The organism is Microbacterium paraoxydans (assembly GCF_020524545.1).
Lineage (GTDB): Bacteria > Actinomycetota > Actinomycetes > Actinomycetales > Microbacteriaceae > Microbacterium > Microbacterium paraoxydans_C.
Map to the genome: position 1 here is coordinate 97,492 of NZ_JAIVLG010000003.1, position 24,175 is coordinate 121,666.

Annotated in this window: 26 protein-coding genes; 12 read left to right on the forward strand and 14 right to left on the reverse strand. The window is 68.7% G+C overall.

Annotation, left to right across the window (positions count from 1 at the left end; translation table 11 throughout):
* Positions 1–163 precede the first annotated feature (163 nt).
* From LC041_RS08525 to LC041_RS08535, 3 genes are read left to right on the forward strand one after another with little or no spacing between them, the layout of a single operon-like run.
* Positions 164–946 (forward strand): SDR family oxidoreductase, encoded by a 783-nt coding sequence (locus LC041_RS08525; RefSeq protein WP_226532682.1) that lies wholly within the window; start codon positions 164–166, stop codon positions 944–946.
* A 2-nt stretch (positions 947–948) separates the two neighbouring features.
* Positions 949–1,662 carry a uracil-DNA glycosylase gene (locus LC041_RS08530; RefSeq protein WP_226532683.1) on the forward strand — a complete coding sequence of 238 codons (714 nt, stop codon included), beginning with the start codon at positions 949–951 and terminating at the stop codon, positions 1,660–1,662.
* 4 nt (positions 1,663–1,666) lie between these two features.
* Positions 1,667–2,284 carry a GNAT family N-acetyltransferase gene (locus LC041_RS08535; protein WP_226532684.1) on the forward strand — a complete coding sequence of 206 codons (618 nt, stop codon included), beginning with the start codon at positions 1,667–1,669 and terminating at the stop codon, positions 2,282–2,284.
* A gap of 30 nt (positions 2,285–2,314) precedes the next feature.
* On the opposite strand, the gene LC041_RS08540 is transcribed toward LC041_RS08535, so the two are convergent.
* The 6 genes from LC041_RS08540 to LC041_RS08565 form a co-directional block, all read right to left on the reverse strand.
* Positions 2,315–3,112, reverse strand: coding sequence for an ABC transporter ATP-binding protein (locus LC041_RS08540; RefSeq protein ID WP_226532685.1), 798 nt, complete (start codon positions 3,110–3,112; stop codon positions 2,315–2,317).
* Positions 3,109–3,900 carry an ATP-binding cassette domain-containing protein gene (locus LC041_RS08545; RefSeq protein ID WP_226532686.1) on the reverse strand — a complete coding sequence of 264 codons (792 nt, stop codon included), beginning with the start codon at positions 3,898–3,900 and terminating at the stop codon, positions 3,109–3,111. Before LC041_RS08545 ends, LC041_RS08540 begins: the two co-directional genes overlap by 4 nt.
* Positions 3,897–4,766, reverse strand: coding sequence for an ABC transporter permease (locus LC041_RS08550; RefSeq protein ID WP_226532687.1), 870 nt, complete (start codon positions 4,764–4,766; stop codon positions 3,897–3,899). Before LC041_RS08550 ends, LC041_RS08545 begins: the two co-directional genes overlap by 4 nt.
* Complete coding sequence (locus LC041_RS08555; RefSeq protein ID WP_226532688.1) at positions 4,763–5,713, reverse strand: ABC transporter permease; 951 nt, start codon at positions 5,711–5,713, stop codon at positions 4,763–4,765. Before LC041_RS08555 ends, LC041_RS08550 begins: the two co-directional genes overlap by 4 nt.
* A gap of 17 nt (positions 5,714–5,730) precedes the next feature.
* Positions 5,731–7,251, reverse strand: a complete 1,521-nt coding sequence (locus LC041_RS08560) for an ABC transporter substrate-binding protein (RefSeq protein ID WP_226532689.1) — start codon at positions 7,249–7,251, stop codon at positions 5,731–5,733.
* Positions 7,252–7,343: 92 nt separating this feature from the next.
* Positions 7,344–8,270 carry an alpha/beta fold hydrolase gene (locus LC041_RS08565; protein WP_226532797.1) on the reverse strand — a complete coding sequence of 309 codons (927 nt, stop codon included), beginning with the start codon at positions 8,268–8,270 and terminating at the stop codon, positions 7,344–7,346.
* A 171-nt stretch (positions 8,271–8,441) separates the two neighbouring features.
* Between LC041_RS08565 and LC041_RS08570 the strand changes: the two genes are divergently transcribed.
* The 3 genes from LC041_RS08570 to LC041_RS08580 all read left to right on the forward strand — a co-directional run bounded on the left by LC041_RS08570 (position 8,442) and on the right by LC041_RS08580 (position 10,162).
* Positions 8,442–8,912: a carboxymuconolactone decarboxylase family protein gene (locus tag LC041_RS08570; RefSeq protein ID WP_226532690.1), complete on the forward strand. Its 471-nt coding sequence runs from the start codon at positions 8,442–8,444 to the stop codon at positions 8,910–8,912.
* Positions 8,909–9,622 carry a tyrosine-protein phosphatase gene (locus LC041_RS08575; protein ID WP_226532691.1) on the forward strand — a complete coding sequence of 238 codons (714 nt, stop codon included), beginning with the start codon at positions 8,909–8,911 and terminating at the stop codon, positions 9,620–9,622. Before LC041_RS08570 ends, LC041_RS08575 begins: the two co-directional genes overlap by 4 nt.
* Before the next feature lie 69 nt (positions 9,623–9,691).
* Positions 9,692–10,162, forward strand: a complete 471-nt coding sequence (locus LC041_RS08580; protein ID WP_226532692.1) for an SIP domain-containing protein — start codon at positions 9,692–9,694, stop codon at positions 10,160–10,162.
* Between the two features lie 10 nt (positions 10,163–10,172).
* On the opposite strand, the gene LC041_RS08585 is transcribed toward LC041_RS08580, so the two are convergent.
* The 4 genes from LC041_RS08585 to LC041_RS08600 all read right to left on the reverse strand — a co-directional run bounded on the left by LC041_RS08585 (position 10,173) and on the right by LC041_RS08600 (position 14,327).
* Entirely contained in the window at positions 10,173–10,616 is a 444-nt protein-coding gene (locus LC041_RS08585) for a Fe-S oxidoreductase (protein WP_226532693.1), read from the reverse strand.
* Positions 10,613–11,416, reverse strand: a complete 804-nt coding sequence (locus LC041_RS08590) for an arginase family protein (protein WP_226532694.1) — start codon at positions 11,414–11,416, stop codon at positions 10,613–10,615. Before LC041_RS08590 ends, LC041_RS08585 begins: the two co-directional genes overlap by 4 nt.
* A 63-nt stretch (positions 11,417–11,479) precedes the next feature.
* Entirely contained in the window at positions 11,480–12,223 is a 744-nt protein-coding gene (locus tag LC041_RS08595; RefSeq protein WP_226532695.1) for a PspA/IM30 family protein, read from the reverse strand.
* A gap of 58 nt (positions 12,224–12,281) precedes the next feature.
* On the reverse strand, positions 12,282–14,327 hold the full coding sequence (locus LC041_RS08600) for a TPM domain-containing protein (protein WP_226532696.1): 2,046 nt from the start codon (positions 14,325–14,327) through the stop codon (positions 12,282–12,284).
* Positions 14,328–14,449: 122 nt separating this feature from the next.
* Here LC041_RS08600 and LC041_RS08605 point away from each other — a divergent pair, with 122 nt between their 5' ends.
* From LC041_RS08605 to LC041_RS08625, 5 genes are read left to right on the forward strand one after another with little or no spacing between them, the layout of a single operon-like run.
* Positions 14,450–15,289 (forward strand): DUF3097 domain-containing protein, encoded by an 840-nt coding sequence (locus LC041_RS08605; protein WP_226532697.1) that lies wholly within the window; start codon positions 14,450–14,452, stop codon positions 15,287–15,289.
* A 54-nt stretch (positions 15,290–15,343) separates the two neighbouring features.
* Complete coding sequence (gene trmB / locus LC041_RS08610; RefSeq protein WP_226532698.1) at positions 15,344–16,069, forward strand: tRNA (guanosine(46)-N7)-methyltransferase TrmB; 726 nt, start codon at positions 15,344–15,346, stop codon at positions 16,067–16,069.
* A complete protein-coding gene (locus LC041_RS08615; protein ID WP_226532699.1) occupies positions 16,066–16,926 on the forward strand; it encodes a CPBP family intramembrane glutamic endopeptidase in 861 nt (286 codons plus the stop codon). The genes trmB and LC041_RS08615 overlap by 4 nt, the downstream gene beginning before the upstream one ends.
* A gap of 58 nt (positions 16,927–16,984) precedes the next feature.
* The gene (locus LC041_RS08620; RefSeq protein ID WP_226532700.1) at positions 16,985–17,377 is read left to right on the forward strand and encodes a DUF1304 domain-containing protein; all 393 of its coding nucleotides are present in this window, start codon (positions 16,985–16,987) and stop codon (positions 17,375–17,377) included.
* A gap of 54 nt (positions 17,378–17,431) precedes the next feature.
* Complete coding sequence (locus tag LC041_RS08625; protein ID WP_226532701.1) at positions 17,432–18,508, forward strand: DNA polymerase IV; 1,077 nt, start codon at positions 17,432–17,434, stop codon at positions 18,506–18,508.
* A gap of 26 nt (positions 18,509–18,534) precedes the next feature.
* Here the strand turns inward: LC041_RS08625 and LC041_RS08630 are convergent, their stop codons facing one another.
* Entirely contained in the window at positions 18,535–19,512 is a 978-nt protein-coding gene (locus tag LC041_RS08630; RefSeq protein ID WP_226532702.1) for a zinc-binding dehydrogenase, read from the reverse strand.
* Between the two features lie 26 nt (positions 19,513–19,538).
* Positions 19,539–19,997, reverse strand: coding sequence for a MarR family winged helix-turn-helix transcriptional regulator (locus LC041_RS08635; RefSeq protein WP_226532703.1), 459 nt, complete (start codon positions 19,995–19,997; stop codon positions 19,539–19,541).
* A 159-nt stretch (positions 19,998–20,156) separates the two neighbouring features.
* On the opposite strand from LC041_RS08635, the gene LC041_RS08640 reads away from it, so the two are divergent.
* The gene (locus LC041_RS08640; RefSeq protein ID WP_226532704.1) at positions 20,157–21,785 is read left to right on the forward strand and encodes a SulP family inorganic anion transporter; all 1,629 of its coding nucleotides are present in this window, start codon (positions 20,157–20,159) and stop codon (positions 21,783–21,785) included.
* 47 nt (positions 21,786–21,832) lie between these two features.
* On the opposite strand, the gene LC041_RS08645 is transcribed toward LC041_RS08640, so the two are convergent.
* The gene (locus LC041_RS08645; protein WP_226532705.1) at positions 21,833–22,507 is read right to left on the reverse strand and encodes a GAP family protein; all 675 of its coding nucleotides are present in this window, start codon (positions 22,505–22,507) and stop codon (positions 21,833–21,835) included.
* The gene (locus LC041_RS08650) at positions 22,504–24,144 is read right to left on the reverse strand and encodes a SulP family inorganic anion transporter (RefSeq protein ID WP_226532706.1); all 1,641 of its coding nucleotides are present in this window, start codon (positions 24,142–24,144) and stop codon (positions 22,504–22,506) included. Before LC041_RS08650 ends, LC041_RS08645 begins: the two co-directional genes overlap by 4 nt.
* Positions 24,145–24,175 lie beyond the last annotated feature (31 nt).

Below are 24,175 nucleotides of genomic sequence, written 5' to 3' on the forward strand. Positions count from 1 at the left end.
GGCGGATGCCGTTGTTGCGAGAGTACGGAATATCGCTCGGTGTCAACAGTGAGGGAGAAATGTGACGTAACAGAAGAGCCTCGGTCGCAGTCGCACGACCGAGGGATCCGCGACCGCCCGTCGGGGACTCCGCAATCCGTGTGGAACATCGTACGGTGGAGGCATGGTCAACAGACGTGCAGTGGTGACAGGTGCGAGTTCGGGGATCGGTGCGGCGACGGTGCGCGCACTCCGCTCGATGGGATGGGATGTGGTCGGGGTCGCCAGGCGCAAAGACCGTCTGTCCGCGCTCGCCGCGGAGACCGGAGCCTCGGTGATCGCCTGCGACCTGACCGAACCGGCCGCCGTCGACGCTCTCGTCGCCACGCTCGCAGAATCGGGGCCGGTCCACGCGCTCGTGCAGGTGGCCGGCGGTGCTCGCGGCACCGATCGCATCGAAGACGCCTCCGTCGAGGACTGGCAGTGGATGTTCGACGCGAACGTGCTGGCGACACAGCGCCTCGTGGCGGGACTGCTCCCGCTGCTGCGCCGAGCTGCCGAGGCGGACGGCCACGCGGATACGGTCTTCGTCACCTCCACGGCCGCCCAGTCGGCGTACGCGGGGGGCGCCGGGTACAACGCCGCGAAGGCTGCCGAGGGCATGCTGGTCAAGGTGCTCCGACAGGAACTGAACGGTGAGCCCATCCGGGTCGTCGAGGTCGCGCCCGGCATGGTGCACACCGAGGAGTTCACACTGAATCGGCTCGGCGGTGACGCCGTCGCGGCGGAGGCCGTCTACGCCGGCGTCGATGCACCGCTCCTCGCGGAGGACGTCGCCGATGTCATCGCGTATGCGCTGGGGGCACCAGGGCACGTGAACCTCGACCTCGTCACGATGCGCCCGGTGGCCCAGTCCGCACAGCACCTGCTCGCGCGCGGACCGCTGCGCGTGCGGTCGCTCGACTGACGATGGCGCGGACGCTGGCCGAACTCGCTGCGGACGGCCTCATCGCTGCGGACTGGGCGGAAGCGCTCGCCCCGGCCCAGGAGACGATAACCGGCCTCGGCGACCGACTCCGTGCGGAGCAGCAGGCCGGGCACGGCTATCTGCCTTCCGGTGAGAACGTCCTCCGGGCCTTCCGGCGGCCCCTCGCGGACGTGCGTGTGCTGATCACGGGGCAGGACCCGTACCCCACGCCCGGTCACCCCATCGGTCTCTCGTTCGCGGTGGACCGCGAGGTGCGGCCGCTGCCACGCAGCCTCACGAACATCTACAAGGAGCGCGAGAGCGATCTCGGGATCCCGCCCGCCCCGCACGGAGATCTCACCGCGTGGAGCGACCAGGGCGTGCTCCTGCTCAACCGTGTCCTGACCGTGCGTCCGGGGGCGGCCGCGTCGCACCGAGGCTGGGGGTGGGAGAAGGTCACCGAACTCGCGATCAGGGCCCTGGTCGCTCGCGATCAGCCTCTCGTCGCCGTGCTGTGGGGCAAGGACGCGGCGAATCTGCAGCCGATGCTCGGGCCCACCCCGGTGATCGCCTCTGCCCACCCCTCTCCGCTGTCGGCCAGCCGGGGGTTCTTCGGCTCCCGCCCGTTCTCGCGTGCGAATGCCCTGCTGGCGGAACAGGGCGCCGCAGCGGTGGACTGGAGGGTGGAAGGCGAAGCCGCTCCGTCTCTAAGCTGAGCACATGCAGTTCGAACCGGGGGACCGTCGCCGTGTCCTCCCGCGCCACCTTCGCCCGCTGACCGTGCCCGAGATCTTCTCCTACACGATCCGTGCCGCCCGCCCGGCCGACCTGCCCCACGTGCGTGAGATCTACAACCACTTCGTGAGCAATTCCGCTGTCACGCTCGATGAGCGACGCAGCAGCATCCCGTACTGGCGCGACAAGTACGCGCTGCTCACACGACTGGAGCTGCCCTTCCTCGTCGCCGTCTCCCCGGGCGGCGTCGTGATGGGGTATGCGCTCGCCCAACCCTGGGCGGGCAAGAACGCCTACAAGTACACCGTCGAGGACTCGATCTACCTGGGCCCGGGTGCCGGTGGAAAGGGGCTCGGAGCCGCACTGCTGCAGGCGCTGATCGACGCGTGCGAGCAGATCGGTCTCCGGGAGATGGTTGCCGTCATCAGTGATCGCGGCGCAGAGGCCTCGATACGGCTCCATGAGAAACTCGGCTTCGTCGAGGCCGGGCGCATGGGGCGCGTCGGCTACAAGTTCGGGCGAGACCTGGGCACCGTGTACATGCGGCGCGTGCTCAGCCCGACAGGACGGCGGCGCGGCAGCCTGTTCCGCGCGCGTCGCTGAACCAGGGAGAGCCGCGGCGACGGTGCGCGCTCAGTCGCCGTCCGGGCGGGGGAGCACCGGGATCGCGGCCAGCAGGGACTTCGTGTAGTCCTGCGTGGGGTGGAGGAGGACCTCATCGGTAGACCCCTGTTCGACGATGCGGCCGTCCTTCATCACCGCGACGCTGTCGCACAGGTTCTGGACCACACCGATGTCGTGCGACACCAGAAGGAGCGTGAGGTCTGTCGTCCGGCGGAGTTCGATCAGCAGGTCCAGGATCTGCGCGCGCACCGTCACGTCGAGCGCGGAGAGGGGCTCATCCCCGACGAGGATGCGAGGGCGGTGCACGATCGCCCGTGCAAGCGCGATCCGCTGGCGTTGGCCACCGGAGAACTCGTGCGGGTAGCGATCGCCCATCTCCGGCTCCAGCCCCACCTGGGTCAGGACTTCGCGGACCCTCGCCCGGTGATCGCCCTCGACGTCGAGCGCCCAGAGCGGTTCCCGGATGATCTGCCCGGCCGTCATGCGCGGATCGAGGGAGGCGAACGGGTCCTGGAACACCATTCCGGTCTCGCGGCGCAGCCAATGCAGTGACCTCGCCGATGCCGCCGCTTCCACCGGCCGTCCATCGATGGTGACGGTGCCGGACGTCGCTCGGTCGAGGCCCAGCAGCAACCGGACCAGGGTCGACTTCCCCGATCCCGATTCGCCGATGATCCCCACGGAGGAACCCTCGACGACCTCGAGGTCGGTCGGGAACAACGCCGTCTGAGTCCGGGGGCGCTCGAACAGGGACCGTTTCGGAAGACGGAAGTCCCTTCCGAGTCCCCGGGCTTCGATCAGGTTCATGAGTCACCGCCGTTCGGGCGCCACAGCGTCGCCGTCGCATCCCGCAGAAGCCCCTGCGTGATCGGCGAGGAGGGTGCCGAGAGCAGGGCCGACACCGTCCCCGTCTCCGCGACGCGCCCATGCTCGAGGACGACGCCTGAGGTCGCGACCTGAGCGAGCACGGCGAGATCGTGGGTGATGAAGACGAGCGACATGCCCTCCTCGGCGACGAGCGTGAGCAGGAGGGACAGGATCTCGGCCTGGATCGTGACGTCGAGTGCGGTCGTCGGCTCGTCGGCGATGAGAAGTCGCGGACGGCAGGCGAGTGCCATGGCGAGAGCGACGCGCTGCCGCTGACCGCCCGAGAGCTGATGCGGATACCGGTCCACGATCGACTCCGGATCCGGCAGACGCACGCGTGCGGCCTCGGCGATCGCGCGTTGTCTCGCTTCGCGGCGACCCACTCCCTCGTGGATGCGGATCGATTCCGCGATCTGCCTCCCCACGGTGCGGATGGGATTCAGCGCCGTGCGCGGCTCTTGGAACACGATGCCGATGTCGTCGCCGCGCAAACGGGCCAGCTCGCGGTCGGGCATTCCGATCAGTTCCGCGCCGTTCCAGCGGATGCTGCCGGACGCGGTCGCGCCGTCGGGGAGGAGGCCGAGCACGGCGAGAGCGGTGAGCGACTTGCCCGACCCGGACTCGCCGATCAGGCCGAGGCGCGCGCCGTCCGGAACCTCGAACGAGATGCCGTCGACGACGCGGCGCCCGTCGATCTCGATCGCGAGGTCATTCACGGAGAGGGTCATGCGACCACCCCCGGAGTATGGGTCTCGGCGGATCGATGCCGCAGGGTCGGGTCGGTCGCCTCGCGCAAGCCATCGCCGAGGAGGTTCAGCGCGAGCACGGTGATCGTGATCGCGAGACCCGGCCAGATCACCGAGAGCGGATGCACCCCGATGTAGCGCTGGAGATCGGCGAGCAGCAGTCCCCAGCTCGGTTCGACCACCGAGGCGCCGAACCCGAGGTAGGACAGGCCCGCCTCGGCGAGGACGGCGACGGCCATCGACCAGGAGAGCTGCACGATGAACACGGGGGCGACGTTCGGCAGCAGGTGGCGGACCAGACTCTGCGACGGAGTCAGCCCCGCGGCACGACCTGCCAGCACGAAGTCGCTCTGCTGTACGCGCCGCAGCTCCGGCCGTGTCACGCGGGCGATGTTCACACCGAACCCGATCCCCACGGCCCAGATCACGACCCAGAGCGAGCCGCCCCAGACCGAGGAGATCATCATGGCGATCAGGAGGACGGGGAAGGCGATCAGGATGTCGACGAGCACCGCGACGGTCTCCCGCACCCAGCGAGCGGTGAGGGCACCGAGCGCGGCGAGGGAGACCCCCACGACCGTCGCCACGACACCGGCGCCGAGGCTCACGAACACGGTCGTGCGTGCCCCCGCCATCAGCAGGCTCAGGATGTCGCGGCCGGTGTCATCCGTGCCGAGCAGGTGCGGCCAGCCAGGGGACAGCCACCGCTCGCCGATGTTCGAGTCCTGGGGGTCGAACGGGGTCCACCACAGCGCGACGAGTGCCGTGCCCGCGATCACGGCCACGACGACGAGTCCGAACCGCCCGGTCGGGGTCTGCCAGAGCCGGGCGAGCCAGCGCGGAGTCATGCGGCCTCCCGTTGGCGTGGATCGATCGCACGATGCGCGAGATCGACGAGGAAGCCCACGACCAGAACGAAGCCGGTGAGCACGAGCAGTTCGCTCTGCACCTTGATGAGGTCGCGCGTCCCGACGTCGGCGACGAGCATCCGTCCGATGCCGGGGAGGGTGAAGAGCTGCTCGATCACGACCGATCCGACGATGATCCCGGCGACCTGGAGCCCGAGGACGGTGATGATCGAGAGCCCGACCGCCGGTATGCCGTGCTGGATGAGCGCTCGTGTGCGAGTGAGGCCCTTCGCGGCGGCCGTGCGCACGAAATCCTGTCCCGCGGCCTGGAGCGTGGCGCTGCGGACGAAGCGCATCAGCATCGCCCCCTCCACGATGCCGATCGTCAATGCGGGGAGCAGCAGCGACTCGATCGCGCGCCATGGCGTCGACCATCCCGTACGGGGGAAGCCCTGCGGGGGCAGCCAGCCCAGCCAGACCGAGAAGATGACGATGAGCATCATGCCGGCCCAGACGACGGGAACGGCGGCCAGCGCCTGAGCGCCGACGCTGAGAGCCGTGCCTCCGCTGCGACCGCGCAGGAGTGCGGCGAGGATGCCGAACGGCACCGCGATCAGCACGGCGATCAGGAGCGACATGATGCCGAGGGGCACCGTGACCTGTGCCTTGAGCAGGAGCTCCTCTCCGACCGAGGCGCCGGACAGGAGGGAGGTGCCCAGGTCGCCGCGGAAGATGCCGCCGATCCAGTCGGTGTATTGGGCGAACAACGGACGGTCCAGGCCGAGCGACTCACGCAGCGCGTCGACCTCGGCGGGCGAGGCCTGGGTGCCGGCGATCAGCTGCGCGACATCCCCGGGGAAGACGCGGAGGGTCAGGAAGATGAGCACGCTCGACACGAGGAGCCCTGCGATGAGCAGGGCTCCTCGTGTGAGTGTGTAGCGGATCACGGACGGGTGACCGCTCGCTACTCGTCGGTGGAGACGGTGACACCGGCGAGGTTGATGCGCGAGTTGATCGAGTCCTCGGGGAAGCCTGCGACGAACGGGCTCACGGCCGTGATCGTCTCGCCGTTGTACAGCCAGTCCGCGGCATGATCCTCCGACACGATGCGTGCGGCCTGTGCGAGCAGTTCGGCGGACTTGTCGGGGTCGACCTCGGCCAGGGCTTCGGCATACAGGTTCTGCACCTCGGAGTTGTCGTAGCCGAAGTAGTAGTCCGGGTTGGCGAAGTTCCCGAAGTCGCGCGGCTCGACGTGCAGTACGAAGCTGAGGTCGTAGTCGTGGTTCGTGTACACGTCTTCGAGCCAGGTCGGGAACTCCACCGAGTTCACCTCGAGGGAGACGCCGACCTTCTTGAAGTCGGAGATCAACACCTTCGGCACCGTGGTCCCGTAGAACGCCGGGATGGTGAGGGTGAGCTCCAGGTCCTCCTGGCCGGCCTCGGCGAGCAGTGTCTTCGCCTTCTCCGGGTTGTAGGAGATCACGTCGGACAGATCCTCGTAGCCCGGGTCGAGCTCCGGGATGGGGCCGTACATGGTTGTGCCCGCACCGACGGCTTCGATGAGCGCGTCGTGGTCGATCGCGAGTCGGAGCGCTTCGCGCACGCGGACATCGTCGAGAGGAGCCTTCTCGTTGTTGAACGCCAGCGTCGCCTTGTCGGTCGTCCGTCCCTTCGTGAGAGCGAACTCGCCCGAGTCCTCGAGCTGCGAGGCGAGGTTCGGATCGACGGCGGTGAGCACGTCGACGTCCCCGGCGAGTGCGGCATTCACCCCGGCGGTGAAGTCCGGGATGTACTGGAACTCCACCTGTGCGACGCCTGCAGCCTCGCCCCAGTAGTCGTCGTTGCGCGCGAAGGTGATGGTGCTGCCCTTGTTCCACCTCGTCAGCGTGAAGGGGCCCGTGCCGTTCTCTGCCGACTTCAGATCGGTCGTGTCGTCGGTCTTGAACACCAGCCCAGCGGGGCCGGTCAGCGCGAACAGGAAGTTCTGGTTCGGCTCGGAGAGCACGATCTCGACCGTGGTCGGATCCGGCGCGGTGATCGATGAGACGTTGGCGAACTCCGCATTGCCCTGCACGGTGGCGTCGGTGCGCACGGTCTCGTACGAGGAGACCACGTCAGCCGCGGTGAGGGCGGTGCCGTCGTGGAACTGGATGCCCTCGTTCAGTGTGAAGGTGTACGTCAGGCCGTCGTCGGACACCGTGTAGTCCGAGGCGAGGCGCCCTTCGATCTCGTTGTCCTGCGTCCGACTGACCAGTCCCTCGTAGATGTTGTCGATGAGGATCTGCTCGAGGGCGGCGCCGCTGGTGTGGCGGATGTCGAGGTTGGTCGGTTCGAGGACCAGGCCGACGTGCAGGGTCGCGTCGGGGTCGGGGGTGCCGGTGTCCGTGGTGACTGCCGGCTCGGGTGAGCCGGCGCAGGCGCTGAGCAGGACGGCGGTCACCGCGAGCGCGGAGATCAGCGAGAGACGTCGGGTACGTCGGAGCATGGGCGTTTCCTCTCGGTGCGGCAGTTGCTGTGTGCCGTTGGATCGAGCCTAGAGATGCGTAGGGTGGTGCGGGTCGGGTATGGAACGAAGCGTCATATTCCGTGGGATACGGCGGCGGACGCGATGAGTGCGGCGAGGGCGGCGGGTGCGGTCTCCTGGACGTTGTGGGTCGCGTCCAGCGTGACCAGTCTGGCGGTGGGCACGCGACGCTGCAGTTCGAGGGCGTCTGCTTCGCTGACGAATCCACGCTGCGCGCGGACCAGGGTGATCGGCGCCCGGACGGCGGAGAGATCGTTCCATCCTGTCTCGTGCAACACGGACGGCGCTGCCTCCGAGCCCGGATCGTGGGCGGCGAGCGCCTGGGCGGCGAGATGCGCGAAGTGGTGCTTCCACTCGACGCGGCCGTCTTCGCGCACGCGGGTGTTGAGGAAGACGCCGCGTTCGGTTTCGGCGCGACTGCCCCCGAACCCGAGCGACATCGCCTTGTCGACCAGCTCATCTCGGGTGGCGAAATCGGTCGGACCGGCATAGAACTCGCGCAGCGCTGCCGGGCCGGCGGTGACATCGATGCCCGGAGTGATGTCGACGACCACGAGCTCGGAAACGAGATCCGGGCGTCCGGCGGCGAGTGCTGCCCCCGTGAGCCCGCCGAGGGACTGGCCGACGACGACCTGAGAAGGGACAGCCCACGCGTCGAGGGCCGCGGCGATGTCCCCGGCGAGTGTGCGCGGGGAGTAGTCGGCGTCCTCACGCCACGAGGAGTCGCCGTGGCCGGCGAGGTCGATCGCGAGCACGGGCTGCTGAAGAGCCAGGACGGTCGTGTCCCACGTGTGCGCGTTCAGACCGGCGCCGTGCAGGAGCGTGACTCGAGGCGCATCGGTCCCGAAGCGCACAGCGCTCACCACACGCCCGTCCTCGAGGGAAAGGGCGAGACGCTCCACCGGGGGGAGCGGGACGCCGAGCGCATCGGCCTGTGCGGGAAGATAGCTGAACTCGCTGATGTCGATCGCCACGTCCACATTCTGCGCCCTCCGCCCCGAGTCGGAGAAATGCGGGAGCATAAAGACAAGCAGCATGGCTAATAAGCTTGCACTTCTGATGCTCTCCCGCCGCAAATGCTTCGCTATCTGCATTTCGCGCTTCCGGGCTGCGGAAAGGCTCGGTGGGCGCGCGACGAATATCATGGAGTCATGAGCGAGACGCGTGTGCACCTGTCCAAGACCGAGCCTGCCGCGTACCAGGCGCTCGACGCGTTCTCGAAGACGGTCGGGCAGATCTGCGCGGCGAACGGCATCGACGATCGTCTCAAGGAGATCGTCATGATCCACTGCTCCCAGCTCAACGGCTGCGCGTACTGCGTGCGGATCCACGTCGATCGGGCCGTCGCGGCCGGGATCGACACCGACGTGCTCACCCAGATTCCCACTTGGCGCGAGAGCGGCGTGTTCAGCGAGCGGGAGCGCGCGGCGCTCGAACTCGCCGAGGCCTTCACCTTCATCTCGGACGGTGGGGTCTCGAACGACGTGTACGACCGTGTCGGTAGCGTCTTCACGGAGAAGGAGTACGCCGCTCTGAGCTGGGCGTGCGTCTCCATTAACGCGTTCAACCGCATCGTGATCGCCGGCCGCTACCCGGTGCCCGCGCGCGGGTCGCAGGCATGACGGTCCTCGACGTCGATGGGGTGACGAACATCCGCGACGTCGGCGGCATGCCGGCGGCGAGCGGTCGGATCCGTGCCGGCGCCCTCCTGCGGTCAGGACAGCTCTCCGGCGCGACCGCGGTCGGTGCGGCTTTCCTCCGTCAGAGCGTGCAGCACATCGTCGACCTTCGAGATGGGGAGGAGGTCGCGGCGGAGCCGACGGAGATCGACGGACCGGAGACCACCCACCTTCCTCTGTTCCTGGGCTCGGTGAGGTCTTTCTTCGAGACCGACATCAGTCTCGACGGGTTGTACCTGCATCTCCTCGAGGAGAGCGGCGACCGACTCGTGGAGGCCATCCGCATCATCGCCGCGGGGGAGCGCACCCTCGTGCACTGCACCGTCGGCAAGGATCGCACCGGCGTGACGGTCGCTCTGGCCCTTTCCGCTGTCGGTGCGGAGAGAGACGCCGTGATCGCCGACTACGCGCTCACCGAATCGCAGCTTCCCGCTCAGCGTACGCGGCGCATCGCCGAGTATCTGCGATCGCAGCATCCGGAAGCCGTGCACGCCGTCGCGCTCGCGACGCAGTCGCCCGCGCCGGTGATGCGGCGCCTGCTCTCGCAGGTGGATGAGCGCTGGGGCTCCGCCGGCGGATACCTGCGCGCCAACGGCATGACCGAGGGGGAGATCGCCGCGCTGACGCAGGCGCTCGTCGAGTCCGACCGGTAGCGTACGCGGGACTTCTCGCACCCGAAGCGAGGTTAGGCAAGCCTTCACTTGGTGTACGATGAAGTCATCATGAACACCTCGCTCGAGACTCGCAGCACGCGTGCGGAACGTCGCGCCGCTCGTCAGCGCGCGCACTACCTGATCACGGCCGACGAGCAGTCGCTCGCCGAGCTCGAGGTGTTCCTGACCACGCTGCCGCTGTGCGCCTCCGGGCGGATCTTCATCGAGGTCCCCGAGGTCGCGGATGTCGGCGTGATCGAGGCCCCGGGCCGCATGACGGTGACGTGGCTCGCTCGCGAGCAGCGCACCGGCGCGCCCGGTAGTGGTCGCTCGTGCGCACCGGGGCAGGCCCTGGCGCGGGCGACGTGCGCGTGGGCCGACGAGATGATGTACGACAGCGAGATCGAGACGCACGTCACGCTTCTGGGCGGCTACCTCGGGACCGCCGACATCGTCGAGCACCTCACCGAATCGCTGGCGATCTCTCCGGCACAGATCCGCACGCCAGAGCGCTTCGGCCTGCTGCCCGCGCAGCGCTGAACCAGCTCTCTCAGGGAGTGCGCCGCACGTAGTTCCCGTCTTCCAGGCCCGCTTCGATCTCGAAGCGGTTGCGCAGCGGATCGCGCCCGGCGAAGAGGTACAGCACGGGCATCAGGAAGCCGTAGCGGAGCCACTGGGCCTTGTGCACGCCCTCGTGGCGCAGAACGGCTTCGGTCGGACGAGCGTCGCCGGTCAGGAAACAGCCTCCGACGCAGACCCCACCGCGCCGAAAGGTCCATGACGGCATACCCCGGAAGACCCAGAGCCCGGAGCGTCGCTCCACGGGCCCTGTGCTCCACAGCGCGCCCCACAGCCAGCCGACGGCCGTGCCCCAGGCGTAGCCGAGTCGGCTGATCGGAGAGCGCAGCAGGAACGAGGGGATGCGTCTGTCCACGCGCCGCCCGCGAACGAGCACGTCTTCGGCTGCCGCCTGCCATCCCCGATCCGACGTCATGCCACCGCTCCGATCAGCCGCAGCACCGCGCCGAGATCGTCGACGGCGTCGGCCGGGGATCGTGGAGCGAAGCCGGCGATGGTGGCTCCGGCGAGCGGGATCTCGCCGCGAAGGGTGCGGAGGGCGGCACTCAGCGCAGCGGGGGAGAGGCCGAACGGGACGGAGGAGGAGACGCCGGCGAATTCCGAGGGATCGAGCACGTCCACGTCGATATGGACCCATACTCGTGAGGCTCCGGTCGCACGCACGGCGTCGAGCAGTGAATCCGGGCGTTCGACATCGGCGACCGTGAGGTTCGTCAGCGGGGCGAGGGGTGCGATCTCCGCGTCGTCGAGCGTGCGCATCCCGACGGTCACGACGCGGTCGGCAGGGATCGCCGGAGAGAGCGCCAACTGCTCCTCGCCGTCGCCGAGAAGCGCGCGCAATGCCATGCCGGAGAAGGCACCCGACGGGGACGTCTCGGGGGTGTGCATATCCGCGTGCGCATCGCACCACACGACCGCGAGGCCCTCGGTGCCGCCGGGAAGCGCATCGAGGGCGGCGACGGTGACACTGCAGTCGCCACCGATCACCACGACGTCGTCGCCGACATGACCGTGCATGAGTTCCCGCGTCCGGAGCAGCGCACTCAGCCGTCGTACGCCCGTGCCGAGCGCTTCACCGGCCTCGACCGGAACTTCCAACACCGTCGTGGCAGCACGGGGCAGATCCCCGGCGATCGCGGACGCGCCGTCGACGAGGAGCATCGCTCGTGGTGCAGGCGAGCCCTGCCACTGCGGGATGACCAGGAAACGCACCATGGGTGCCTCCGAGGGAGAAGGCGGGTGCCCCGAACGCGAGGTCCGGGGCACCCGCTGGTCGTGTCAGGAGCCTTCGAGGGCCTGACGGGGGGCGCTGCCGCCGGCCTTGAGCTCGGCGAGACGAGCCTCGACCTCGGTGAGTTCCCCGAGATCCTCGAGGCTCTCGAACTGCGCGTCGAGGCTGGACGCAGCCAGCTCGATCTTGCCCTGTGCGATGGCCTCCTGACGGCGGACCTTGTCCTCGAATCTGCCGAGCTCGCTGGTGGGGTCGAGCACGTTGATGGAGCCGACCGCGTCCTGCACCTTGGTCTGCGCCTCGGCGACCTTCGCACGCGCGAGAAGTTCGCTGCGCTTGTTCTTGAGCTCGACGAGCTTGTCCTTCATGCCGTTCAGGCCGCTCTTGAGCTTGTCGACGATCTCGGTCTGCGCGGCGATCTGCGGCTCGGCGCCGGTTGCCTCGCGCTCCGCACTGATCTGGCGCTGGAGCGCGATCTTTGCGAGGTTGTCGAACTTGTCGGCGTCGGCGGCGTCACCGCTGGCGCGCATCTCGTCTGCCTTGCGGCTGGCGGCCAGAGCCTTGTTGCCCCATTCGGTGGCCGCCTGGACGTCTTCTTCGTGGTCGCGTTCCAGCAGGCGCAGGTTGCCGATGGTCTCCGCGATCGCGGACTCCGCATCGGCGATGCTGTTCGTGTAGTCGCGGACGAGCTGGTCGATCATCTTCTGCGGGTCTTCCGCGGAGTCCAGCAGAGAGTTGATGTTCGCGCGGACGAGGGTCGAGATACGTCCGAAGATGGACTGCTTGGTCATGCGTGGTTCCTTTCAGAGGGCGTCTTCGTGAGCTTGGCGTAAGAATCTGTGTGGCGGATCAGAAGCGTCTACCTCCGGATCGGCCGCTGCGGCCCCCGCCGCCGCGGGAAGCCCCGCCGCCGCCGAAGCCGGAGCTGCGGAAGCCGCCGCCCCCGGAAGAGCGCCAGCCGCTGCGGCTGCCGCGGCTCGAGGATCTGCCGCCCCCACCGGCGATCAGGCCGCCGATGATCCCGCCGAGGATGTCGCCGCCGATGCCCGAGCCGCCTGTCGAGGAGCCGGAGCTCCCGAAGAGGCCACCGAAGCCGCTTTGATCAGAGGGAGGGGCGTAGGCCTGGACATCGGACTGTGCGGCCGCCGTCGCCTGCCCCGCGAGGGAGAGGGCTCGATTCGCCTCCGCCAGTGCGGCAGCCGGATCGGTGGCCCGCAGGCTCAGGGCATGAGTCAGGCTCGCTTCCGCGTTCGCGAGACGTGTGCGGGCGGTCGAGCCCACGGTGCCGCGACGGGTCTCGATGAAGTCTCGAGTCGCGCGGATCTGGGAGTTCGCCTGTGCGAGGGTCTGCTCGAGCATCTGCTGCACGCGGCGCGAGCGTTCGACGCTTTCCCTCCCTCGGGCGATGGCGCCGTCGATCTGGGTGTTCGCGGCGGTGAGCGCCTCCAGTGCGCGCTGCGGATTGCGGGCATCCCCGGCGAGGTCGACCTGCGCGCGCTGCACCTGCTGGGCGGTCGCCGAGGCCGCGGCGGCGATCGATCCGTCCGTGTCCGGCAGCTGCCGGGCCGCGATGAGGTCTCCCTGCAGCTCGGACACCAGAGCCTGCGCCTTCGTCTCGAGCGCCGACAACTCGGTGCCGAGGGCCGTCACCGCCTGGGCGAGCTGGGCCGCCTGCGCCACGGACTGCTCGGCCGTGCGGATCGCGAAGGCTGCTTCACCGGACCTGCCCGCGGCGATCGCCTGCGCGGCGGCCTCGATCGATCGGTCCGCCAGTTCCGCTCGCTCCTGCGCCTGCGCCGGATTGTCGGCGATCGTGCTGAGCGCTGCGGCATCGTACGTTGCCGCGAGCGCGGCGAGAGCCGGCGCCGCGGCGGCGATTGCGGGGATCAGTGCCGCGCGTTCTCCGCGGACCCGTTCGAGTTCCTTCGCGGCGTTCTGCTCGAGTTTGCGGAGCGCGTCGAACGACTCGGTGTTGTCGTCGAGCACATCGTCGATCTCCTCGGCGATCCGGATGATGCGGATATGCCAGGCGCGGCGGTCGTGGATCGAGTCCTCGATCTCGTCGTCGAGCTTCTGCCTGAGGTCGAATGCCTCCGCGATCTTGGCCTTGGCAGCGTCGATGGCCCGGGTGAACTCCTCGGTGGCGCCCTCCCCGAACTGTGCGACCGCGAAGCCGAGTTCTTCTCGGCTGGAGGTGATGGCGTCGTCCGCCTGCACGAGGGCGAGTGCGGCCTGCGTCTCGACCTGCTGATCGGTGAGCGTCGAGAACGCGTCGGCGGGGTCGGGGGTCTCCGGCATCGCGCCGCGTTCGCGGATCCCGGCCCTGCGTCGCGCACGCCGTGCCAGCGCGACGACGAGCCAGACGAGCAGGGCCACCACGACGACGGCGACGACGATCAGTCCGACACGGAGCGCGCCGGCACCCCCGTCTCCCTGTATCTCGTCGGCGGCGAGGGTGATCGCCCCCACCCAGTCGCCGTCTGCGGCGAACGGGACCATCTTGTCTTCGATGCTGTCGAGCTGGCTGAAGCTCAGCGGCCCGTCGGCAGCCGCGGAGATGTAGAAACTCCGGCCGTCGACGGCGATCGCGAGCAGATACTGCTCGGTGCCGAGGTTGTTGGTCTCGGCCACCGTGTCGGCCCACTGCGCATCGTCGGCGGGATCGGTGAATTCGTCGACGAGCACGACGAACAGGTCGGCGTTCGAGTTCTCGGTGAGTTCCTGGAGCCTGGCTTCGACCGTCGCCTCTTCCTCAGCGCTGAGCACGTCGGCGTGGTCCGTGACGAACCCTGCGTCGAGGGTGACCGGATCGGTGGCGAATGCAGCGGACGGGGCGAGCGCTCCTGCGACGATCGCCACCAGGAGTCCGATCCGCACGAGCCACCGTTTCGTCATCGTGTTCCCTCCGACCGGCAGCCGAGCCCCATGCGTCGAGTCTATGCACTGACAACGACACGCGACAGCACCGGCGGCCGGTTCGCCGTTCGCCGTCAGCGGAGGCACATACGCTGGAAGGCATGGACGACATGTACGGTTCGGATGTGCTGGCGACCGGCTGGCGCGACCGCGGCGCGAAGCAGGTGCCGCAGGTCGCGGCGGAGACTGATCTGGTCGTGGAGGTCGCCGATGACGGGTTCTGTGGCGCGGTGACGCGCGTGCAGGCGGGAAACGTGGAGTTGGAGGACCGACGAGGACGTCGCCGGCTCTTCCCGCTCGGCGGGGGTTTCCTGATCGACGGTGCCCCCGTGCGTCTCGTGAGTCCGTCCGTCCACGCGCAGGGACGCCGACGGACGGCGTCCGGCTCCTTCGCCGTCGCCGACCAGCGGGCGCGTGTCGCCCTGCCCAGCCGCATCCTCGTGGAGGGCAAGCACGACGCCGAACTGGTGGAGAAGGTCTGGGGCGCGGATCTGCGCGTCGAGGGCGTCGTCGTCGAGTTCCTCCAGGGGATCGACCTCCTCGATGATCTGCTCGCCGCCGAGCCGCCCACGGCGACCCGACGTTACGGCGTGCTGGTGGACCACCTCGTGCCGGGATCGAAGGAGACCAGAGTCGCCGAGGCGATCGCGCGCGGTCCGCACGGCCGGCACCTCCGTATCGTCGGGCATCCCTTCGTCGACGTCTGGCAGTGCGTGACGCCACGCGCCCTCGGTATCGCGAAGTGGCCGGAGATCCCGCGCGGCACCGACTGGAAGACGGGGATCTGCCGTGCGCTGGGCTGGCCGCACGAGACACCGGGCGATACCGGACGCGCGTGGCAGCACATCCTCTCCAAAGTCACCACGTATCGGGATCTGGAGCCCGCGCTTCTCGGGCGCGTGGAGGAGCTCATCGACTTCGTGACCGTCCCGGCGAACTGAACGCGCTGCGGCCCGCGAGCCGGTGGCGGCGGAGGCGGCGACTACCCTGGGATCATGCCCGAACCCCGAACCTTCCGAGACGAGCCGGTGTCCTTCGTGCGCCGCAGCGGACGGATGTCCGAGGCGCAGGAACGCGCCTTCACCGAACTCGGTCCGCACTACCTGCTCGACGTCCCACGCGACGTCGCCTGGACCTCGGTGCACCCGGAGGCACGTCTCGATCCCGTGGCGGAGTACGGTCGCGACGGCGACCTGTACGTCGAGATCGGATCGGGCCAGGGGCACGCGATCGTCGCCGCTGCCTCGTCCCGTCCGAGTGACGACTTCCTCGCCGTCGAGGTGTTCCGCGCCGGGCTCGCCCGGACCATGCTCGATGCCGACCGTGAGGGCGCGCGCAATCTCCGCGTGGTCGAGGCGAACGCGCCGGAGGTGCTGTCGTCGTATCTGCCCGAGGGGGCGGCGCGCGAGGTGTGGATCTTCTTCCCCGACCCCTGGCACAAGAAGAGGCACACCAAGCGGCGGCTCGTACGGCCGGGCTTCGGCGACACCGCGGCGAGAGCGCTGCGCGACGGCGGCCTGCTGCGGCTGGCGACTGACTGGGAGGACTACGCGCTGCAGATGCGCGAGGTGCTCGATGCCGAACCGCTGTTCGAGCGTGCGTTCGACGGAGAGTGGGCAGAGCGTTTCGACGGTCGTGTCATGACGGCGTTCGAACGCAAGGGGATCGCCAAGGGGCGTGACATCCGCGATCTCGTCTACCGGCGCCGGATCCGCCCGTGACCGAGGTGCGGCGCGCGACGACGAGGTGGCCCGGCGTCGTGCCCGCCGGGCTCGTCTGCGCCGCCGCTCCGGCGTTCTTCGTGGCGGAGATCCCGTGGCTCGGTTGGGTGCTGCTCGCCCTGGGACTCGGAGCCGCCTGGACGATCGAGCGCCGTCGTCAATACGACGGACCGGTCGTGAGCGCAGGAGAACAACGCCCTCCCTCGCTCGTGCGCGACCTCTCTCTGATCGCCGTCGGTCTGCTGATCGTGAGCGTCATCCCGCTGGCCGCCGAGCTGGACAACCTCGCGATGCTGCGCTTCACGCTGGCTCTCGGCGGCGCGGTGGCCGTGCCCTACCTCATCTCGCGTTTCGTGTACCGCGATCGTGCGATCAGCTTCCCGTGGCGAACGCATCGCCGATGGGGAGTGCTGCAGTGGGGGTGGCTGGTGGCCGTTCTCGTCCTCGGATGGCTGATCCTCCCGTTCTACTTCATCACCAGTGGTGTCTACCAGAACTGGCCCGTGGTCGACACTCCCGATCTCATCGCCCGGCTCTTCGTCGGGGTGGGTGCCGTCGGCATCTGGGACGAGCTGTTCTTCATCTGCACGGTGTTCGCTCTGCTGCGCCGCCATTTCCCGAACGTGATCGCGAATCTGCTGCAGGCCGTCGTGTTCGTCTCGTTCCTGTGGGAACTGGGGTACCGGGAATGGGGGCCGCTGCTCACGATCCCGTTCGCGCTCCTGCAGGGGTACATCTTCCTGCGCACGCATTCGCTCGCGTACGTGGTCACCGTGCACCTGCTGTTCGATGCCGTCGTGTTCGCGGTGCTCGTCCACGCACACAACCCGGGGCTGCTCCCGATCTTCCTGGTCTGAGCGCGCTCCCGCGCGGCCTCGGCTTGCCGCGCGAGCCTGCGAACGAGAGAATCAGCCCATGCTGATCGTCGGTCTCGTCCTCGCCGCAGCCGCTGCTGCGTTCCACGTGTTCATCTTCGCGCTCGAGTCGCTGAGGTGGACCGAGCCGGAGACGAGGAAGATCTTCGGCGTCGCCAGCGAGGCGGACGCCGTCACGATGAAGCAACTCGCCTTCAACCAGGGCTTCTACAACCTCTTCCTGGCGCTGACCACGTTGCTCGGCATCGGTCTCGTGATCGTGGGAGCGGAGACGGTCGGTCTGACGCTGGTGTTCGCGGGCACGGCCATGATGCTCGCCGCCGCGCTCGTGCTGGTGCTCGCGGACCGCACGAAGGCTCGTGCCGCGACGATGCAGGGGGCGCTGCCGCTGCTCGCCGTGATCGTGACGGCGGTCGGCGTCTCGATCTCCTGACTCGTGCCCCGGGGACGGGGTGACAGGCGCTCTCCCACCCGGCACACTCGATTCATGGCCGACTGGGTGCTGCACGTGGACATGGATCAGTTCATCGCCGCGGTCGAGGTGCTGCGACGGCCCGAGCTCGCGGGACGCCCGGTGATCGTGGGGGGCCGCGGTGATCCCACTGAGCGAGCCGTTGTCTCGACGGCGTCGTACGAAGCGCGGGCCTTCGGCATCGGGTCGGGGATGCCGCTGAAGATCGCGGCGCGCAAGGCACCCGAGGACGCCGTGTTCCTCCCGGTCGACCACCACGCGTACGAGATCGCGTCCGCGGAGGTGATGGCCGCGCTTCGTGCGCTGCCGGAGGTCGTGCTGGAGATCGTCGGATGGGACGAGTGCTTCCTCGGTGTCACCACGGACGACCCCGAGGGCGTGGCGCGGGCTGCCCAGGAGGCGGTGCGTGAGGCGACGGAACTGCACTGCTCGGTCGGCATCGGCGACAACAAGGTGCGCGCCAAGATCGCGACGGAGTTCGGCAAACCTCGAGGGATCTTCCGACTCACCGAAGCGAACTGGTTCGAGGTCATGGGCGACAAACCGACCAGAGACCTCTGGGGAGTCGGGTCGAAGGTGCAGAAGCGTCTGGCTGCGCACGGCATCTCGACCGTCCGGGAACTCGCGGATGCCGACGAGGCGGTTCTCGTCGAGGAGTTCGGGCCGCGGATGGGGGTCTGGTACCACGGACTCGGATCAGGGCGCGGGCCCGCCGTCGTCGATGACACGCCATGGGTCGCTCGAAGCCACAGCCGGGAGACGACCTACCAGCAGAACCTCACGACGCCGGACCAGATCGAGCGAGCGGTCCACGAACTCGCCGTCCACGCCTTCGACGACTGCGCCGCCGAAGGGAGGCCGGTCGTCCGGGTGCATCTGAAGGTGCGGTACGCGCCCTTCGAGACGAAGACGCTCGGACGAAAGCTGCCGGAGCCGACCGAGGACCCGGCAGTATTCGTCGCGGCGGCTCTCGAGCTTGCGGCATCTCTCGATGCCGAGCGCGAGGTCCGTCTTCTCGGTGTGCGGGCGGAGATGACGATGCCTGACGGCGCGGACGGCGCCGAACGCACGCCGGTCCGGGGGAGGATCTGACTCCGCCGCCGAACACGCGGGCGTGATCAGAAGCGCAACAGCACCTTGCCGACGCGCCCGGGGGTGTTGCTCGCCTGCACCGCCGCGCGGATGTCTCCCGCGTCGAAGATTCCCGAAACGGGAAGCGTCAGGCTGCCGTCGCCGACGCGCTGGATCAGTTCACCGAACAGTTCGCCGCGGACGGTCGGGTCGAGCTGCGGAATGACCTTGCTTCCCCAGAAGCCCTTCACCGTCGCCTGCTTGAAGATCACGTCGGAGGAGGCGATCTCCATGATCGGGGAGTTCATCGCCCCGAAGGCGACGAGGGTGCCTCTCTCAGTGAGGAGGGACAGGACATCGCCCGCGGAGGCGCCCCCGACCGAGTCCACGCCGGCGACGATGGGCGCTCCACCGGTGAGGTGCGCGACCTGCTCCCGCCAGTCGTCCTGATCGGTGGCGACCACGTCTTCGATGCCCTGCTCCCGCAGCTCCTCGACCCCTGCTCCCCGACGGACGAGGCCGAGAACGCGGACACCTCGGGCGGCCCCGAGCTGGGCGAGCATCCGACCGACAGCGCCGTTCGCCGCGTTCTGCACGATCCACTGGCCCGGCTCCACATCGAGGAAGCGCAGCAGAGCGATCGTGCTGAACGGCATCGAGACCAACTGTGCGGCGCTCTCGTCCGAGAGCGAGTCGGGGACCGGGATGAGGCCGGCGGCGTCCGCGAGGAAGTACTCCGCCCACGCGCCGAACGTGCCTCCCGTGGCGACCCGCTGCCCGACGACGAGACCGGCGACGCCGGCCCCGAGCGCATCCACGACGCCGAGCGCCTCGGTGCCGGACGCAGCGGGGAGCTCGGGTGTGAAGCCGTAGGTGCCGCGGACCGTCCAGAGATCGTGGTTGTGGATGGGGGAGAGCACCGTCCGGAGGCGGACCTGGCCCGCGCCCGGTTCCGGGAGGGGCCGGTCTTCGATCCCGAGGACCTGCTCGGGTTCGCCGAACGTGTGGTGGATGAGTGCGCGCATGGGGTTCCGTTCGTGAGGGAGTGAATTCAACGTGGGTCGTGCGTGTCGGCGAGGCCGGCGGTCACCCGCTGGAGCCGGTCGGTGATGTCCCGCAACTCGGTGATGAGTTCGCGACGGTGGTCACCGTCCCGGAGGCCGGCGGCGTCGGCGACGGCGGCGTGAACGGGGGCGACCTCGTCGCGGAGGCCGTTCCCCCTCTCGGTGAGCCTCACCGTCACGACGCGTTCATCGCTCCGGCTGCGGGATCGTTCCACGAGACCGGCCTGTTCGAGGCGTCGCACGAGAGGGGAGAGGGTGCCCGAGTCGAGGCGCATCACCTCCCCGAGCGACCCGACGGTCTGCTCGCCGTCGATCCACAGTGCCGCCAGTACCAAGTACTGCGGGTAGGTGAGCCCCCACGGGGCGAGCAGCGTCCGATACGCCTGAGTGGTGGCGCGTGCGGCGGAATACAGGGAGAAGCACACCATCTCGTCGGTCATGGCCATGCATGAATGATGGCACACAATTAGGTTGTGCACAATTTAACCGGAAGGGCATCCATGCCTCACCACGATGGGCCACCCGCGCGGGGTGAGGGGGTCCACAGCCGGGGAACCGGGCCCAGTACCCTCGATCGAACCGACAGCCGGAGGCAGGTGAGCCCAGTGAGAAGACCGCCGTGGTTCTTCAGCACGCTCGAGGGCTACCAGCGCCGCGCGATCACGCGCGACGTCGTCGCGGGTCTCTCGGCGGGCGCGGTGGTGATCCCGCAGGCGATGGCGTACGCGACGATCGCCGACCTCCCCGTGCAGGTGGGCTTGTACACCTGCATCCTGCCGATGTTCGTCTATGCGATCCTCGGCGGCAGCCGCGCGATGAGCGTCTCCACGACATCGACGATCGCGACTCTCACCGCGACGACCCTCGTATCAGCGGGCGTGGCAGCGTCGTCTGATGATGCGATCGGCTCCCTCATGATGCTCACGTTGCTGGTCGGGGTGATTCTCCTGGTCGCGCGGCTGTGCCGACTCGGCTCACTCGTGGAGAACATCAGCGGCGCGACGGTTCTCGGGCTCAAGATCGGCGTCGGGGCGACCGTCGCGGTGGGGCAGTTGCCGAAGCTGCTGGGCCAGAGCGACGACTTCACCGGCCACGGGTTCTTCCGCTCGCTTGCCGCCGTCGCGCAGGCGCTCGACAGCGTGAGCTGGCCGACAGTAGCCCTGTCGATCGGCTCGATCGCCATGCTGGTCATCCTGAGAAGGGTCGCCCCGAAGGTCCCGGGAACGCTCGTCGTCGTGGTCGGCGGCATACTTCTCGTCTGGCTCGCGGGCATCGATGAGTTCGGAGTGCGCCTGATCGCCTCGGTCCCCGGCGGCCTCCCCGTTCCCGGTGCTCCCGACTTCACCCGCATACCGGCGCTGTTCCCCGGTGCTCTCGCGATCGCGGTCATGGCGTTCCTCGAGTCGGCAGCTGTCGCTCGGACCCTTCGCGCAGTGACCGACCCGCAGATCGACAGTGACCAGGAGCTCTTGGCCGCCGGTGCCGCGAACGCGGTCGCCGCGTTCTTCGGCACGATGCCTGCGGCAGGCGGATTCTCACAGAGCGCGGTGAATCAGAGCGCAGGCGCCAGGTCGCAGCTGGCCACGGTCGTCACGGTGGTGCTCGCCATCCTCGTGTCGTTGTTCTTCGGTCCCGTCCTCAGCCTGCTGCCCGAGGCAACCTTGGCGGCGATGGTCTTCGTCGCGGTCGCCGGACTCATCAACATCCCGGAGCTGGTGCGGTGGGCCCGGATCAGCCGGGTGGACTTCTGGGTCGCGCTGTCCGTCGCGCTCCTCGGCCTCACGGCGGGCCTGCTCCCGGCGGTCGCGGTCGGAGTCGTCGTCACGCTGATCCTCGTGCTGCGCGAGCTGAACGTGCCCAAAGTGCGCGTGGTGGGTGCGAGCGCCGGCGTGCTCGGCGTCCACCTCGAACGCGGTCTCTACACGGCCAACGCGCTGGCGAACGAGCGCAAGCTCCTCGAGATCGTCGATGGCGAGACCGTCCCCGTCTGGGCGCTCGTACTCGGGATGAGACAGCAGGAGGTCATGACGGTCACGGTGCTCGACGCCCTCGAAGACCTCGACCGGGAGCTCGCGCAGCGCGGCGTGGTCCTGCACCTTGCCGCCCTTCCGGCGCCGGCGACGGCGGTTGCCGAACACTCTCCGTGGTTCATGGAGCTCTCCGGCACAGGGCGCGTGCATGCCTCTGTGCGGCAGGGCATGGAGTCAGCGGAGACCGGACCCGGAACGAGATGACGGCAGTGGGGCGCAGGGGGCGACCTCGCGTTGGCGTCACCTCCCGGTCAGAAGCTGCCGATGCCCTTTCCGATCATCGATGTCCCGAGCACGACGAACAACACGGCCATGATGACCGTGTTCTCGGAGGTGAGCCACGTGCTCAGTGCATTCAGCGGCGCACGAAGACGTTCCGCCGCGATCAGGTACCCGACCACCGGGACGAGCACGGTCGAAGACGCCACGAGCACGTACACGATCACCACCAGGGTCGTCGAGCCCGCAGGGAGAGCCGCGACGCCGATGTCCGTGCCCGCACCGGCAGCCATCGTGAGGTTCTTGGGATTGACGGCCGCGAGCATGAACCCCAGTCCGAACGCGACCGGGAAGGTGAACGTGTCGATGGCCTTCATCCATTTCGGGAGGGCGGCCTCTTCGCCCGGTTTCGGGCGCTTGCGCCACTGGACGAAGGCGAGAAGGAAGAGGAGGAGCCCGAGGACGAGCTGCACCGTGCCGCGGATCGGGCGGGACGCATCGGGATCGTGCTCCGGGAGAATCGAGAAGAGGAGGGAGAACACCGTCACGGCAACGACGATCCCGATCATCCAGCCGAGCAGGAAGCCCACGCTCGTGATCCGCGCTTTCGGCGAGAGCAGCATGAGGATCGCCGCGATGACCGGGATCGGACTGATCGCCACACCGAGAGCGAGTGGGAGGATCTCCCCGATGACGCTGCCCATCATTGACCTGCTTTCTCCGGAGGTGCGGGCTCCGCCGACGAGGGGGCCAGTCGGGTGATCGCTGCACGGTTGGTCGCGAAGACCTCTTCCGTGTCGAGCAACCCGAGGCTGGTGAGACGGTGCAGGGTCTTCGGACGGACCCTGCTGTACGCGAGCGAGATGGATTGCGACGCGAGCCATTCCCTGAGCGCGAGGAACGACTCCGCTCCCGTGACGTCCACGTCGGTGACGGCTTCCATGTCCACGACGAGGTGGCGGACCGTCTCCGTTCCGGCCGACCGGATCGCCTCCTTCACCGCTGTGGAGAACACCGCGCCGTTCGCGAAGAACAGGGGCGCAGCGAGACGGATCACGATCACGCCCGGGGCGGTGACGTTGCCCGCGGGGGCATCTTCGAGGAGGGACTCGCCCGGGTCGCCGCTGGACTCCAGGACGTCGATCGCGGGATGCGAGGCCCGCTTCGCGAGGTTGACGAGCGCCAGCACGAAGGCGACGAGGATGCCGGCGATCGAACCGACGAAGAGCGTCGTGAGGAAGCAGGTCGCCGCGATCAGGAACTCGAACCGGTCCTTGCGCCACAGGTCGATGAAGTCGCGGATGCCGAGAAGCGGGATGATGGCCACGCCGACGATCGCTCCGATGGCGGGAGAGGGGATGTCGGCCAGCAGTGCCGTGCCGAACAGGAGGAGCAGCAGGGTTCCGGCGGCGAGGATCAGCGCGGGGAACTGCGTGCGGGACCCGGCCTGATCCATCGCCGCGGTGCGGGACGTCGAAGAGCCGACGGCGAAGCTGCCCTGAGCCCCTGCGGCGATGTTGGAGATGCCGAACGCGAAGAGGTCCCTGTTCGCGCGGAACGGATAGCCGTGTTTCTCGGAATAGGAGCGCGAGACGAGCAGACCCTCCGCCGTCGTCACCAGCGTGAGCGCGATCGCGGACGGCACCAGCGCGAGCCACAGCGACCAGTCGATCATCGGCCACGTGAGTACCGGCGGGCCCGCTGGGACTTCGCCGAGCACATCCACGCCTCGCTCGTCGAGTCCGGCCAGCACCACCACGAGCGTCGTCACGACAAGCACGATCAGCGCCCAGGGGACCGCTCGGAGGAAGCGGCGGCCCAGCAGCAGGACGCTCACCGAGCAGACCGAGATCAGGACGGCCCAGCCGTTGAGGGTCGTGAAGCCTCCGACGAGATCGGCGATCTTGCCGGTGAACTCCTTGCCGGAGTCGATCTTGACGCCGAGCATCTTCGCCACCTGGCTCACCATGATGTCGAGCGCGAGGCCGCCGACGAAACCGACCAGGATCGGTTTCGAGAGGAAGTTCGCCAGGAAGCCGAGCTTGAACACGGCCAGCAGCAGGAACATCCCGCCGCAGATGATCGCCTGCGCGAGTGCCAGCGTGGCGTAATCGGCGCTGCCGGCGGCGGCGAGACCACCGATCGACGAGGCGACGAGCGCGGCGGCCGCGGCATCCGGAGACGCGACGAGCTGCCGTGAGGAGACGACCAGGGCATACACGATCGTCGGCACCACGAGGGCGTAGAGTCCCGCAGTCGGCGGGAGACCGGCGATCTGCGCGTATCCGATGTTCAGGGGGATGGCGATCGCGAGCAGCGTGACACCCGCGGTCAGCTCGGTCATGACGTTCCGCCCGGTGAGCCCCGCGAGTGGC

What these genes read in the sequence shown, in the direction of transcription:
- LC041_RS08525 (WP_226532682.1), top strand. Translation starts at nt 164, where the DNA reads ATGGTCAACAGACGTGCAGTGGTGACAGGTGCGAGTTCGGGGATCGGT.
- LC041_RS08530 (WP_226532683.1), top strand. Translation starts at nt 949, where the DNA reads ATGGCGCGGACGCTGGCCGAACTCGCTGCGGACGGCCTCATCGCTGCG.
- LC041_RS08535 (WP_226532684.1), top strand. Translation starts at nt 1,667, where the DNA reads ATGCAGTTCGAACCGGGGGACCGTCGCCGTGTCCTCCCGCGCCACCTT.
- LC041_RS08540 (WP_226532685.1), bottom strand. Translation starts at nt 3,112, where the DNA reads ATGAACCTGATCGAAGCCCGGGGACTCGGAAGGGACTTCCGTCTTCCG.
- LC041_RS08545 (WP_226532686.1), bottom strand. Translation starts at nt 3,900, where the DNA reads ATGACCCTCTCCGTGAATGACCTCGCGATCGAGATCGACGGGCGCCGC.
- LC041_RS08550 (WP_226532687.1), bottom strand. Translation starts at nt 4,766, where the DNA reads ATGACTCCGCGCTGGCTCGCCCGGCTCTGGCAGACCCCGACCGGGCGG.
- LC041_RS08560 (WP_226532689.1), bottom strand. Translation starts at nt 7,251, where the DNA reads ATGCTCCGACGTACCCGACGTCTCTCGCTGATCTCCGCGCTCGCGGTG.
- LC041_RS08570 (WP_226532690.1), top strand. Translation starts at nt 8,442, where the DNA reads ATGAGCGAGACGCGTGTGCACCTGTCCAAGACCGAGCCTGCCGCGTAC.
- LC041_RS08575 (WP_226532691.1), top strand. Translation starts at nt 8,909, where the DNA reads ATGACGGTCCTCGACGTCGATGGGGTGACGAACATCCGCGACGTCGGC.
- LC041_RS08580 (WP_226532692.1), top strand. Translation starts at nt 9,692, where the DNA reads ATGAACACCTCGCTCGAGACTCGCAGCACGCGTGCGGAACGTCGCGCC.
- LC041_RS08585 (WP_226532693.1), bottom strand. Translation starts at nt 10,616, where the DNA reads ATGACGTCGGATCGGGGATGGCAGGCGGCAGCCGAAGACGTGCTCGTT.
- LC041_RS08590 (WP_226532694.1), bottom strand. Translation starts at nt 11,416, where the DNA reads ATGGTGCGTTTCCTGGTCATCCCGCAGTGGCAGGGCTCGCCTGCACCA.
- LC041_RS08595 (WP_226532695.1), bottom strand. Translation starts at nt 12,223, where the DNA reads ATGACCAAGCAGTCCATCTTCGGACGTATCTCGACCCTCGTCCGCGCG.
- LC041_RS08600 (WP_226532696.1), bottom strand. Translation starts at nt 14,327, where the DNA reads ATGACGAAACGGTGGCTCGTGCGGATCGGACTCCTGGTGGCGATCGTC.
- LC041_RS08605 (WP_226532697.1), top strand. Translation starts at nt 14,450, where the DNA reads ATGGACGACATGTACGGTTCGGATGTGCTGGCGACCGGCTGGCGCGAC.
- trmB (WP_226532698.1), top strand. Translation starts at nt 15,344, where the DNA reads ATGCCCGAACCCCGAACCTTCCGAGACGAGCCGGTGTCCTTCGTGCGC.
- LC041_RS08620 (WP_226532700.1), top strand. Translation starts at nt 16,985, where the DNA reads ATGCTGATCGTCGGTCTCGTCCTCGCCGCAGCCGCTGCTGCGTTCCAC.
- LC041_RS08625 (WP_226532701.1), top strand. Translation starts at nt 17,432, where the DNA reads ATGGCCGACTGGGTGCTGCACGTGGACATGGATCAGTTCATCGCCGCG.
- LC041_RS08630 (WP_226532702.1), bottom strand. Translation starts at nt 19,512, where the DNA reads ATGCGCGCACTCATCCACCACACGTTCGGCGAACCCGAGCAGGTCCTC.
- LC041_RS08635 (WP_226532703.1), bottom strand. Translation starts at nt 19,997, where the DNA reads ATGGCCATGACCGACGAGATGGTGTGCTTCTCCCTGTATTCCGCCGCA.
- LC041_RS08645 (WP_226532705.1), bottom strand. Translation starts at nt 22,507, where the DNA reads ATGATGGGCAGCGTCATCGGGGAGATCCTCCCACTCGCTCTCGGTGTG.
- LC041_RS08650 (WP_226532706.1), bottom strand. Translation starts at nt 24,144, where the DNA reads ATGACCGAGCTGACCGCGGGTGTCACGCTGCTCGCGATCGCCATCCCC.